The sequence below is a fragment of the Bacillus sp. 01N45 genome (genome assembly GCF_056399205.1).
In genome coordinates, this window is record NZ_JBFTQW010000009.1 from 67,427 (window position 1) to 79,559 (window position 12,133).

The window sequence follows — 12,133 nt, forward strand, 5'->3', positions numbered from 1 at the left end:
TCAAGATTTCACTCTTGAGGGTGTTTCTATGCCTTCTTAAGCAACAAATACATAAAGTAAGGAGCACCAATTAAAGCAACGACAATACCTGCTGGGATGCCATTAGGATCAACGATGTTTCGTCCGATTGTGTCTGCTAATAGCAATAGCCATCCGCCGATTAAAACGGCGATAGGCATGAAAATTTGATGTCTTGGACCTACTAAAGATTTCGCGATATGAGGAGCCATTAGTCCGATAAAGCTAATTCCTCCTGTTACGGAAACAGCTGCAGCTGCAAGCGCAACGGCTGCAACTAATAAGTATCTGCGTTCTTTTTCAATTTCAATTCCAACACCGATTGCGACTGGCTCGTTTAATGCTAGAATGTTTAATCGATTTGCTTTATAGAAAACGAATGGAATTAATACGATTAACCATGGGAGCATTGCTAAAACGAAGATCCAGTCATCTCCCCAAATATTTCCGGCAATCCATTTTGAAATAAAGTCCACTTTCATACGATCAGCGGATGAAATAAGGACAATCATCATTCCAGATAGTGCAAATGCAAAACCGATACCAGTTAATGTTAATCGTATTGGCTGAAGTCCAGTTGATTTACTATATGAAAATACGTAAATTAGAACAGCTGTCAGAAAAGCCCCGATAAATCCAACGACAGGTAGTAAATAAAGGAATGAACCTACATCTATTGGAAAGTATAAAAAGAAAATAGCAACAGCAACACCGGCCCCAGAGTTGATTCCGAGAATGCCAGGTTCAGCTAAATCATTTCGAGTAATTCCTTGCAGAATAGCCCCTGATAAAGCGAGAGCCATACCAGCTAATAATGTAATAACAATTCTAGGTAGTCTTAAAGAGTATAAAACAAACTCCTCTTTAAAAGTCCCCTGTCCCATTAATGTTGGGAGTAGTCGATCATAAGATAAAGATGCTGAACCAAGTCCCATTCCAACTACAATGGTGGTGATGGTCAGTATTAGTAAAGCGAGTATAATAAGACGTTGTTTTCTTAGAATAGATTGCATCATGAGAATGTTTTTCCTCCTTTACGTACAACGAATAGGAAGAATGGCAGCCCTACAATTGCGACAATAGCGGCAACTGGTGTTTCGTATGGAGCGTTAATAGTACGTCCGATTGTATCTGCAAGTAGCATAAAGGAAGCTCCAGCAATTGCTGACATCGGTATAACAAATCGGTAATCTGGACCGACAATTGGGCGTACCATGTGAGGTACCATTAAACCGATAAATGCCATATTTCCGACAAGCGCTACAGAAGCACCAGCAAGTAAGATAATAATGATAAATAGAATGGTTTTAATAACAATAATTTTTTGACCTAATCCAATAGCCACTTCTTCACTGAAACTAAGAACTGTCAATTTTTTTGCTAGTAAGATAGCGATAAAGATACTAATTGAAATGACTGGAATAATAATTTTTAATTGACTCCAAGTAGTTCCAATTACGCCCCCAGCAGTCCAAAGTGATACATCTTGTGAAATTTTGAAGTAAATGCCGACTCCTTCTGAAATTGCGAGTAGAAATGCTGAAACGGCAGCACCGGCTAATACAATTCGAAGAGGGGATAGCCCGCCTTTTTTCACCATACCAATTCCAAATACCATAATTGCGCCAATTGCAGCACCAATAAAGCAAGCAAATGTTAAGTAAAGATAGCTGATGGAAGGATTGAAAGCAAGTGTCAGTGCAAGCGCAGCATTTGCTCCACCAGATAGCCCTAATAATCCAGGATCTGCAAGTGGATTTCGTGTTAATCCTTGCATAATTGCTCCAGAAACAGCAAGTCCAGCTCCTACAAAAATAGCAGCAACTTCACGTGGCAAACGTATTTCGCGAATAATAGATATTTTGTCCCCTTTAGCGGAGGAAGTAAGTGCTAACCATACGTCTTTTATTGAAGTATCTGCAGCACCTAATACCATTGCTACCATAAAAATAAGAAAGAATGCAATTATGCTCAAAATTAGTTTGTATGTAAAAGCTATAGAACGTGGATTGTCGTGATCTTTTGTCATTCGTTTCACATCTTTTCTGTTCATAGAATAAAGGAAGAGGAATTCTTAAATTAAGAATTCCTCATGTTTGTATTATTTACCAAGAAAGCTTTTCTTGAAGAAGTCTAGTTGGAAATCTAATGTAAGTGGATCATTGAAATAGAATTCCATCATGTTTGCTTCGTATACGCGATTATTTTTTACTGCTGGGATGTTTTTATATGATTCTGTCTCTTGGAATGAGTTATCAGTATCTTTGTTTTTACTTACGATTAAGTAATCACCAGCAAACTCAGGTAATACTTCAGTAGATAATGCGTAGTAACCTTCTTTTAATGCTTTTTCTTTTACTTTTTCAGGCATTTTTAATTTCATTTCTTGGTATAGAATTTCTGTTCCACGGCCCCAGTTTTCGCCGTATACATAAAGCTGTTTGTTGAAGTTTTCTACAACAGAAACTGTTGCATCTTCACCGATTTTTGCTTTAATTTCTTTACCAGCGTCCTGTGCACGTTTCTTGAAGTCATCAACCCAAGTTTTTGCTTCTTTTTCTTTGTTTAATAATTTACCGATTTCTAAATGCTGTGTTAAGTAATCAACTTTTCCGTAAGTGTACGTTACAGTAGGAGCGATCTTCTTTAACTTATCAACATTTTTAATATTTGATAAACCAATGATTAAATCTGGATTTAGTTCAGCGATTTTTTCAACGTTTTCATCTGATACTTCAGCAACATCTTTAAGTTTGCTATCAAAGCGTGGGTTTTGTTTAGACCATGAATCTACCCCAACAAGATTTACATCTAATGACATCACGTTACCAGCGAATGATGATAAAACAACAACACGTTTTGGATTTGCAGGAACTTCTACTTTACCATTTTCAGATTGGTATGTAATTGTTTCTGATTTACTACCTTTTGCATCGTTCTTTTTGTCTGTAGAGCCATTGCTACAAGCGCTCATAACAAGAACGAAAAGAACTGTTAGTGAAATAAATAACTTTTTCATTGTCTTTCTCCTTTAACATAGATGATATTTGTATATAATAATTTGTTTAACTGCAATCTTTTTGAAAGAGTAGTGGTAATGCAAAATGCTTATTAAAAATCTTGAATATGAGATTCTACAATATAGTATTAACCATATTAATAAAAGAAGATGTAATCTCAAATTTACTAATTATTAACAAAATGATAATGATTATCACTATTGATTCTTTAAATAATATAATTTTATATAGGTGTATTGTCAATAGTAATTTTGATTGTAAATTTTGCGGAAACAGGTTATATTTTATTGAGAATGATAATCAATGACTAGTAGCTGAGGAGTGACACGAATGAATCAAGAAGAATTGTTTGATGTAACTGTGATAGGCGGAGGGCCTGCAGGGCTTTATTCAGCTTTTTATAGTGGACTCAGAGAGATGAAAACGAAAATAATAGAATTTCAACCACAGTTAGGTGGAAAAATACATGTTTATCCAGAGAAGATGATTTGGGATGTAGGAGGGCTGCTGCCAGTTACAGGTGATAAATTAATTGAACAACTTGTACAGCAAGGGCTAACATTTAAGCCAGAAGTGGTATTAAATACAAAAGTAGAATCGATTATTCGTAACGAAGATGGCACTTTTACGTTAAAAGCAAGCACTGGAGAAGAACATTTTTCAAAAACAGTTATCGTCGCAACTGGAAGTGGTATATTGAAACCTCAAAAGTTATCAATTGAAGGTGCTGAGCGATTTGAAGTATCTAATTTAAATTATACAGTGAAATCTTTAAAGCGTTTCAAAGGTAAGACGGTCATTATTTCCGGCGGAGGAAATTCTGCTGTTGATTGGGCAAATGAATTAGAACCAATTGCGAAAAAAGTGTATGTAACATATAGAAAAGAAGAATTATCTGGTCATGAAGCACAAGTAAAACAACTGCTGAACAGCTCGGCGGAGTGTTTCTTTAATACATCGATTACAAAACTCATTGCTGGTGATAATCATGAAGCGATCGAATATGTAGAATTAACGAATCATGAAACAAGTGAAATTTCACATTTACCTATTGATGAAGTGATTATTAACCATGGATATGAACGTGACATTACGTTATTAGAAAATAGTGAGTTAGACGTTGCAATTATAGATAATTATTATATTGCAGGTAATGCGAATAGTGAGTCCTCTGTAGATGGATTATATGCTGCGGGAGATATTTTAAAGCACGAAGGGAAATTACACTTAATTGCGGGAGCATTCCAAGATGCTGGAAATGCTGTAAATAAAGCGAAACAATTTATTCAACCTGATGCAAGTGAGTACGGAATGGTTTCTTCGCATAATGAAGTATTTAAGAAGAGAAATCGTGAATTGATCAAGCAGATGATGAAATAATAAAGTTAAACTGTAATCAGTGGGGCTATTCCCAGCTGAGTATGGCCGCGCACTAATAGCGGGATAAAGAAACAAGTAACCCCCATTTACTTCTCTTCTCGAGTGACGAGAGAGGTAAATGGGGGTTTTCCTGTTTACTATATTTTCAATCATTGTAATGACACCGGTTTCATCAGTTCATGTGATATGAACGTTTTATTTGTAAATCTTCCTAGAAAACAATGAATCTATGTTTTACTGCCGCAGAACAGTATTACATTATGCTGTCCCTTTAGCTCGTTCGTTAGGAAATGGCATATTTAATATGGAGGCAATGTACTGTTTTCCATGCATTCGAGCTAATGATTCTAATATTTGACGGACGCGTTTTGTAAGATGTCCTTGTTCCTTTATAGCTTCACAATATGCGTCATAGAAAGCGTATTTAGCCCAAAGGAAATCATCTTGTTGGAATAAAAAATGATTTTTGTACCATTCCCCAATTGTATGGTAACAATTGTTTTCATGTATTGCTGCGCTTTGAGAAAGAATACGATCAGATAAAGATGTAGTTAAATGAGAAATTGTGTTTTCTGTTTCAAATTGTAATGTTTTTTCTAACATTGTAATGATGTGACGAGTAGCCATATGTTAACTCTCCTTTGTGTAAATGGGTAATACCATTCTATATTTAAAAAATCCTTACTATATTATTATACAATATATGGAATGCATCCACCTTCTTTTTAAATTGCATTTACAAAATCTTTTTTATTTGTTTACAAAAATAAAGTAAGATACAGTATATATGAAAAAATAATAAAGGAATGAACGCGTTGTATATAACAGTAGAAGAAGCTGCGGAGTATTTGAATTTACCAAAGTCGTATATTGAAGAGCTAATTCAGCAAAAGAAAATTCGTACACTATTTGATGGAGAGCAATATTTATTAAATAAAGAACAATTCAATACACATTTAGAACAAATGGAGAAATATAAGCAATTAGTGGAAGATATATTGAATGAACCAATTCCAGAAGATATGGATGTTAAAGACGAAGATTAAACTATGGGAAATCCCGTATGAAGATATGCAGAAATGTATCTTCATACGGGATTTTTTGTTTAAAGATATTAAAAGCCTAAGGAGCGTTTAGCATTTCTTCGAATTTTGATAGGTAGTAGTCTACCATGTTAAAAGCATATTTTTTTCTAGCTAGGACAAACATAGAGAACGTAACCTGTACAGATACATATACTATCAGTGCAAATGCTTATAAATTAATGGAAGGGGTTTTCTCGTGAGTTTATTTCATTGTGATTTTTTGAAAGACTTAATTGGATCTTTTGTGAGAGTAAACAGGGGTGGTCCAGAATCTCAAAAAGGAACAATAATATCAGTATGTCCGGACTACTTCGTATTGCAGAATGAAAAAGGTGAGCTTTATTACTATCAACTTAGTCATCTAAAAAGTATTACAAAAAATGCGAAAGACTGTGGATCAAGTGATTGCGATTGGGAAGATTGTGCATGTGCAGAAGACTTTGAAGCACTACTTCAAAGCTTCAAATATTGCTGGGTGAAAATTAATCGCGGTGGTCCAGAGAAAGTAGAAGGCATCTTACAAGATGTTTCGTGTGATTTCGTAACATTGATCGTAAAAGAAGAAATTATATTAGTTGCAATAAAGCATATTAAAAGCGTTAACTATAATGCATTAGCATGCGGAGAGAGCGATGAGAGCGACGATAGTAGTAGTAAGGAAAGTAGTAGCAATAATTCAGGTCGCGCTCGTGCACAAAGACAATCAAGTAGAGGAAGATAATAAGAAAGGGGGATACGAAATTGGAGAGCATATTATGCTGTGAGCAAATTAAGTGTTTAGTCGGTGAGACTGTAAAAGTAAATCTTCGTGGACCAGAGAGTCGAGTGGGGGTACTTGTATCGTTAGGAAGAGATTACCTTACATTACAACTTCCTCTTGGTGAATTAGTATATTACCAACTAAAGCATGTGAAGAGTCTAGTTAAGAAAGTGAAAGAAAGTAAATGTGGCGATTGCTATGTTTCAAGTTTCTGCTCTGATGATGATACTTTTGTCGATGTATTACGTGACTTGAAGTATAAGTGGGTAAAGATTAATCGTGGCGGTCCAGAATGTGTAGAAGGTTTGTTAAGTGAGGTACACCATGACTGTATTACACTAGTAAACTGCGATGAAGTTATTTATGTAATTAAGTCTCATATTAAGAGTGTGAGCCAAGTAGTGAAATGTAAAAAGAATGAAGAAGAATAATGTTTGATAAATAAGAGGGGCATTATGGTTGAAGGTGAAGAACGATTTCTTATTTCGGATAGTATGAAAAGGAAGTCTTTACTATTAAGACGGAACATTGCCCCTGATTATTTTTTTGAATGGAGAATAGGAAAGCAAAAAATTTATAGGAAGGAGGATATAGATGAATGAGTTAAACAAAAGTATTGGAGAAAATATATATGTTAAACTAATCGGTGAAAAAAGATTTAAAGGTGTATTAATAGACGTAGGAAATGATATTGTTGTTCTTTACAATGGACAAGACTACGTATATATATCTTTATACCATGTACAATATTATAAATTTTTAAGACCATATGATGAGGAAATATCAAAACCAGATGTTGACTCTGTAATTAAGAGGGAATCGCCTTCTATTTCTTTAAGAAAAGTATTAAGCACTTCTAAAGGGATTTTTACAGAGGTTTATGTAGCAGGAAATGCTCCAATACATGGTTATGTTACAAGTGTAATGAACGATTATATTGTTTTTTATAGCCCAGTTTATAAAACAGTATATATATCTTTAAAGCATTTGAAATGGTTAATTCCGTATAAAGAAAACCAAGTCCCGTACGCCCTCAATAAAAATGAACTCCCCGTGAATCCATTAAATATTACGTTAGCTAGAACATTCGAAGAACAGCTTATTAAAATGTCCGGCAAAATCATGGTGTTCGATTTAGGTGAGGAATCTAATAAAATCGGAAAGATGGCAAAGATTGATGAAGGGCATATTGAAATATTAAAAGCACGTGATGCAAAAATGTATGTGAATATTCAACATGTGAAATCTGTCCATTGTCCGTAATCTAGTTGAAAGGGCTGGCTTTTTCTTTTATATGCAGAAGAAAAGGTCGAGCCTATTTGTTTAGCTCGATTTGAATATGAGAGGGAAAATGAATTGAATATAAATGTGTTAGTGTGACCTTTGAAGAGGAAATCTTGTGCAAAATTATAAAAAATATGTACGAGCCATTTTTTATATATTCAATTTATTTTTTTGTGGGAGAACTGCTCAACTAATATATTAAAGGGGTTTTGTTTGTGGAGCAGTTTCCAAATTCGTTATCGATTACATTACTTGGTAGTGCTGGTGGAGCAGCAAAAGCAGTTTTAGCAATTTTAAATCAAGCGATAGCAAATGAAAAAGACCCGATTTATGAAGCGATAAAGAATGTTACATTTCATTTGGTTGACATAAAACAAAAAGATAGGGCTTATTATGGTGAGTTGTTTCCAAATTTGAAAGATCAATTGTTTTTATATGAAATTGACCTTCAAGATGTAGTGAAATTCAAACAACATTTGAAAGAAAAAAGCACGGGTGTTGTTATTGATGTTTCGGGGGCAGATACAATCAGAGTATTAAGTTGTTGTAATGAACTTGGAATTTGTTATATTAATTCAGCTTTGGAAAATGAGGAAGTAGATCAGGACGATAGTTTAATCGGTTTTCAGCTTACGGAAAGATATACGAGGTTTGAGAAGGAGAAAGAGAAATTTACAAATACAAAAGCAATTATAGGCTCAGGTATGAATCCAGGTGTTGTTCAATGGATGGTTGTTGAACTTATGAAGGAACGTCCAAAGGAAAAGCCAAGAGCATGTTATATAGTAGAACATGATACGTCATTTTTAAATGATACAGCACTTATAAAGCCTCATACACTTTATGCTTCATGGGCAGTAGAGCGATTTCTAGATGAAGCGATATGGAGTTATCCGATGTATATGAGTCATCATCGTCCTCTTTATTTTTATGAAGATGTATATGCTTCAGAGTATAAAGTAAAGTTAGGAGAGAAAGAGTTTTATGGCTGTTTAATGCCACATGAGGAAGTTTTAATTTTAGGAAAAAACTTCAATATGGAAGTGGGTTTTCTTTACCGAATTAATGAGTATACGACTAATGTAATTAGACAGAACTTAGATCAAGTAGAAGATTTATGGAGTTGGAATCGTAAAGTATTTAATCCAGCCGAAGAAGAGATTGCCGGCGAGGATCTAGTAGGTGTATTACTCGTTTATGAAAATAGTGAGACATATATGTATAACGTGATGAATAGCAGTCAAGTTTTTCATAAATATAAAACGAATGCGACTTACTTCCAAGTAGGATGCGGAATTTATGCTGGCTTGTGTAGTTTACTGTTCGATAACTTTAAACAAGGTGCCTATTATGTAGAGGAATTATTATTAAATACAGAGAGTAAGTACGGAGAATATTTGAATTTATATATGAAGGATTTTGTAGTGGGCGGAAATGACTTTACGGATGGATTGCTACATGATCGGGTAAGATGGATATAAGTTGTGACGAAAAGGAAGGGGAAATCTCCTTCCTTTTCGTATGATAAGGTTACATCTTACCCTGAAAGCAATTTCATACTTATAATTTAAGGAGATAATATGTAGAGCTTTTGTATTGAGTATGAGGAGTATTTATATGAACAAATTTAAAAGCTTGATATATGAGGAAAGAGAAGCTTTTAAATTATTTAAAAAAATTAACGGATTTGTTAGAGAAAATCGGTAAAGCTTTTTACAAAACAAAGGAGAATGGTACGGGACTTGGGTTAATGATTACATATAAAATCATTGAGGAACATCAAGGAAGTATCGCGATTCAAAGTAGCATGGGAATAGGAACGAAAGAGGAAATTTTTTTACCGACAGCATAATGTGCTAGAGAAAAAAATTTCAGAAAAGTGTTCTTGTTGTGTAAATATAAACATTTTATAAAATGTTTCAAGAAGGGTTTTTTTTATAAAATACTTCGTTTATAATGGAGGAAAATATCGACATGAGATTTGTTATTCATGTAACGGTTCGGTAGTGTTAGAGAAAGAAGGGGTGCACGCGCATCCTTTTTTCTATGCAGATATTATGAAAGAGGTGGTATGATGGAATTAACATTAAATTCGACTGTATGTTTACACACGATTCAATTTCGAAAAGAGCAAAAGAATTATATTGTAAAAGATACAATTACAGGAGAAAAATATGAAATGCCGCCACTTTGGATTGATGCATTGGCAATGATGCGTGACGGTTTTTTATTGGGGGAAATTGAGGAGAAATTAAAAGAAGAGTATCCAGACGAAGAAATAAATATGTTAGCATTTACGAGGCAACTGTTAGAGCTAGAGCTTGTCGGAATGGTAGATGGCGAAGAAATAGCTTGTACAAAGAAGAAAGAGAAAGATTATTTAGCTTGGTTACGTCCTCGTGTTGAGCAATTCTTTCTTAGTTTAAATAAAAAAAATAGAAGCAAAGGTCAATGATGATCTTTGCTTTTTTGTATAGTTTGTTTAAAAAATTACAGCGAATGCCCTTGCGAAAGCACCGTCGCTATCTTTAATTTTTAAAGGTGCCGCTGAGAAAAAGAAACGTTTCGTGTTAATTGCATCTAAGTTTGTTAAGTTTTCGATTAAATAAATATTATTCCCAAGTAGTATGTGATGGATTGGCGATGTTTCTGTCGTTACCTCATCAGGAGAGATGAAATCTAAACCGACAGATTTTACTTTTAATTGAACTAGTTCTTCAGCTAATTCTTCAGAAAGATAAAAAGCTTCTTTCTCATATGCTTCTGTATTCCATTTCGTAGATAGATTGGAATGGAAAATGACAATATCACCTTCTTTTATGTCAGCGTTGTGTAATACTTCTTTAGGTAGTTTTCGTTCTTGTACATGAGTTACATCAATAAGAACAGCTTCGCCTACAAATTGATCTAGGGGTAATTGATCAATAGTCGTTGCGCCTGAAATGAAATGAGCAGGAGCATCACAATGCGTGCCAACATGAACGACAGAATGAAAATCTGTAACTTGATAGCCTGTCTCTTCAACGCTTGTAATGGCTCCTAAATTGATTTTTGGTGTTCCAGGGAATTGGGACATATTGTTTTCAAATGTTTGTGATAGGTCAATTACTTTCATTTTAAATACCTCCAATATATGTTTTGAAATAAAAAAACTCACCTTTCATAATCAAGAAAGATGAGTTTTGTACACAATAGTTACGTTTTATCTTTCAAAATGCAATGCATTTTGCAGGAATTAGCACCTATTCAGTTTGTATAAACTGAGGTTGCTGGGCGTCAAAGGGCCGGTCCCTCTGCCTCTCTTGATAAAGACATATTAAGTTTTCGTTTCTGAATATTCACTACTTTTAAATTGTAATTCATTTCCTTTTTTCGTGCAATACAAAATAGGTATTCACCCAAATAAAGTTGCTCGCATATTGTAGCTTATGTAAATAGAATGCTGCGAAGGAGTGAGTGCAGTGACAGGGAATGTATTGAATTATTACGCTGGTGGAAATACAGCTAGAGGATTTCATAATTTATACGATGAGAATTTAAAAGGGCTAAACAGGTTATTTATTTTAAAGGGTGGTCCTGGAACCGGGAAATCTTCTTTAATCAAAGCAATAGGTCGCGAGTGGGTTGAAAAAGGATATGATATTGAATTTTTACACTGTTCTTCTGATAATAAATCGGTTGATGGTGTAATTATCCCGAAGTTAAAAGTAGGAATTGTTGATGGAACATCACCGCATGTTATTGAGCCGAAAATGCCAGGAGTTGTCGAAGAGTATATTAATTTAGGGGTTGCTTGGGACTCAGATAAATTAAGAAAGCAGAAGGTGGAAATTGAACGATTTGTTTCAGAAGCAAGCAAGGCTTTTCAAACTGCTTACGCTTGTTTTAACGAGGCACTAGTTATACATGACGAGTGGGAGAAAATATATATTAATAATATTGATTTTAATAAAGCAAATGAACTAACCGATCAGCTGATTCAGAAGTTATTTACAGATAAAGGCGGGAAACAATCGCTTGTGAAACATCGGTTTTTAGGGGCAGCTACACCGAAAGGAGCAGTTGATTTTGTTCCTAATTTAACAGAGGGATTACCACATCGTTATTTTATAAAAGGACGCCCAGGATCTGGGAAATCAACAATGCTTAAAAAATTAGCTAAGGCAGCAGAAGAAAAAGGATTTGAAGTTGAAGTATATCATTGTGGATTTGATCCAAATAGTCTTGATATGGTTATCGTAAGAGAATTAGGGTTTGCAATTTTTGATAGCACCGCACCACATGAATATTTTCCGAGCCGCGAAGGTGATGAAATTATAGATATGTATGCCTTGATTGTGACACCAGGGACAGATGAGAAGTATGCGACAGAAATTCGTGACGTGTCGATTCAATATAAAGCAAAAATGAATGAGGCGATGTCTTTCTTAGCGAAAGCGAAATCAGTTCGTGATAAATTAGAACGAATATATATTGCTGCTATGGATTTTTCAAAAGTAGATGCATATAAAGAGGAGATTCAAAAAGAGTTTGAACGAATTGCGGTTAGTGTAACAGAAAAGAACAAGTAAAAAATAAAGGATTTT

Annotated in this window: 13 protein-coding genes, 1 pseudogene and 1 riboswitch; of the genes and pseudogenes, 9 read left to right on the forward strand and 5 right to left on the reverse strand. The window is 34.5% G+C overall.

Annotated features, from left to right (window positions below):
- Window positions 1-26: 26 nt before the first annotated feature.
- Genes AC1DMU_RS20475 through AC1DMU_RS20485 form a run of 3 tightly spaced genes read right to left on the reverse strand, consistent with a single transcriptional unit; the run spans window position 27 to window position 3,037 of the window.
- A complete protein-coding gene (locus AC1DMU_RS20475; protein ID WP_088061572.1) occupies window positions 27-1,034 on the reverse strand; it encodes a FecCD family ABC transporter permease in 1,008 nt (335 codons plus the stop codon).
- Entirely contained in the window at window positions 1,031-2,071 is a 1,041-nt protein-coding gene (locus AC1DMU_RS20480) for a FecCD family ABC transporter permease (RefSeq protein ID WP_002096896.1), read from the reverse strand. The genes AC1DMU_RS20475 and AC1DMU_RS20480 overlap by 4 nt, the downstream gene beginning before the upstream one ends.
- Window positions 2,072-2,119: 48 nt before the next feature.
- Window positions 2,120-3,037, reverse strand: a complete 918-nt coding sequence (locus AC1DMU_RS20485) for an iron-hydroxamate ABC transporter substrate-binding protein (protein ID WP_000732569.1) — start codon at window positions 3,035-3,037, stop codon at window positions 2,120-2,122.
- A 331-nt stretch (window positions 3,038-3,368) separates the two neighbouring features.
- Between AC1DMU_RS20485 and AC1DMU_RS20490 the strand changes: the two genes are divergently transcribed.
- Window positions 3,369-4,418, forward strand: coding sequence for an NAD(P)/FAD-dependent oxidoreductase (locus tag AC1DMU_RS20490; protein ID WP_001070939.1), 1,050 nt, complete (start codon window positions 3,369-3,371; stop codon window positions 4,416-4,418).
- 258 nt (window positions 4,419-4,676) lie between these two features.
- Here the strand turns inward: AC1DMU_RS20490 and AC1DMU_RS20495 are convergent, their stop codons facing one another.
- Window positions 4,677-5,045: a hypothetical protein gene (locus tag AC1DMU_RS20495; RefSeq protein WP_046953739.1), complete on the reverse strand. Its 369-nt coding sequence runs from the start codon at window positions 5,043-5,045 to the stop codon at window positions 4,677-4,679.
- Window positions 5,046-5,224: 179 nt separating this feature from the next.
- On the opposite strand from AC1DMU_RS20495, the gene AC1DMU_RS20500 reads away from it, so the two are divergent.
- The 7 genes and pseudogenes from AC1DMU_RS20500 to AC1DMU_RS20530 all read left to right on the forward strand — a co-directional run bounded on the left by AC1DMU_RS20500 (window position 5,225) and on the right by AC1DMU_RS20530 (window position 10,002).
- Entirely contained in the window at window positions 5,225-5,464 is a 240-nt protein-coding gene (locus AC1DMU_RS20500) for a helix-turn-helix domain-containing protein (protein ID WP_088061574.1), read from the forward strand.
- A 235-nt stretch (window positions 5,465-5,699) separates the two neighbouring features.
- On the forward strand, window positions 5,700-6,224 hold the full coding sequence (locus AC1DMU_RS20505; RefSeq protein WP_088061576.1) for a spore coat protein: 525 nt from the start codon (window positions 5,700-5,702) through the stop codon (window positions 6,222-6,224).
- A gap of 20 nt (window positions 6,225-6,244) precedes the next feature.
- A complete protein-coding gene (locus tag AC1DMU_RS20510) occupies window positions 6,245-6,694 on the forward strand; it encodes a spore coat protein (protein WP_088061577.1) in 450 nt (149 codons plus the stop codon).
- Window positions 6,695-6,857: 163 nt separating this feature from the next.
- Complete coding sequence (locus tag AC1DMU_RS20515) at window positions 6,858-7,526, forward strand: LSm family protein (RefSeq protein WP_001004279.1); 669 nt, start codon at window positions 6,858-6,860, stop codon at window positions 7,524-7,526.
- A gap of 236 nt (window positions 7,527-7,762) precedes the next feature.
- Window positions 7,763-9,028, forward strand: a complete 1,266-nt coding sequence (locus tag AC1DMU_RS20520; RefSeq protein WP_088061581.1) for an S-adenosylmethionine decarboxylase related protein — start codon at window positions 7,763-7,765, stop codon at window positions 9,026-9,028.
- Between the two features lie 209 nt (window positions 9,029-9,237).
- Window positions 9,238-9,399, forward strand: a pseudogene (locus AC1DMU_RS20525) (ATP-binding protein); the annotation flags it as partial.
- 222 nt (window positions 9,400-9,621) lie between these two features.
- Window positions 9,622-10,002 carry a hypothetical protein gene (locus AC1DMU_RS20530; protein ID WP_000424111.1) on the forward strand — a complete coding sequence of 127 codons (381 nt, stop codon included), beginning with the start codon at window positions 9,622-9,624 and terminating at the stop codon, window positions 10,000-10,002.
- A 27-nt stretch (window positions 10,003-10,029) separates the two neighbouring features.
- On the opposite strand, the gene AC1DMU_RS20535 is transcribed toward AC1DMU_RS20530, so the two are convergent.
- Entirely contained in the window at window positions 10,030-10,662 is a 633-nt protein-coding gene (locus AC1DMU_RS20535) for a cyclase family protein (RefSeq protein WP_046958871.1), read from the reverse strand.
- 84 nt (window positions 10,663-10,746) lie between these two features.
- A riboswitch (SAM riboswitch) is annotated at window positions 10,747-10,859 on the reverse strand.
- 149 nt (window positions 10,860-11,008) lie between these two features.
- On the opposite strand from AC1DMU_RS20535, the gene AC1DMU_RS20540 reads away from it, so the two are divergent.
- Window positions 11,009-12,118 (forward strand): PRK06851 family protein, encoded by a 1,110-nt coding sequence (locus AC1DMU_RS20540; RefSeq protein WP_000147454.1) that lies wholly within the window; start codon window positions 11,009-11,011, stop codon window positions 12,116-12,118.
- Window positions 12,119-12,133: the final 15 nt, after the last annotated feature.

Coding starts and splice junctions, on each gene's coding strand:
- AC1DMU_RS20475 (WP_088061572.1), bottom strand. CDS start 1,034: ATGATGCAATCTATTCTAAGAAAACAACGTCTTATTATACTCGCTTTA.
- AC1DMU_RS20480 (WP_002096896.1), bottom strand. CDS start 2,071: ATGAACAGAAAAGATGTGAAACGAATGACAAAAGATCACGACAATCCA.
- AC1DMU_RS20485 (WP_000732569.1), bottom strand. CDS start 3,037: ATGAAAAAGTTATTTATTTCACTAACAGTTCTTTTCGTTCTTGTTATG.
- AC1DMU_RS20490 (WP_001070939.1), top strand. CDS start 3,369: ATGAATCAAGAAGAATTGTTTGATGTAACTGTGATAGGCGGAGGGCCT.
- AC1DMU_RS20495 (WP_046953739.1), bottom strand. CDS start 5,045: ATGGCTACTCGTCACATCATTACAATGTTAGAAAAAACATTACAATTT.
- AC1DMU_RS20500 (WP_088061574.1), top strand. CDS start 5,225: ATGAACGCGTTGTATATAACAGTAGAAGAAGCTGCGGAGTATTTGAAT.
- AC1DMU_RS20515 (WP_001004279.1), top strand. CDS start 6,858: ATGAATGAGTTAAACAAAAGTATTGGAGAAAATATATATGTTAAACTA.
- AC1DMU_RS20530 (WP_000424111.1), top strand. CDS start 9,622: ATGGAATTAACATTAAATTCGACTGTATGTTTACACACGATTCAATTT.
- AC1DMU_RS20535 (WP_046958871.1), bottom strand. CDS start 10,662: ATGAAAGTAATTGACCTATCACAAACATTTGAAAACAATATGTCCCAA.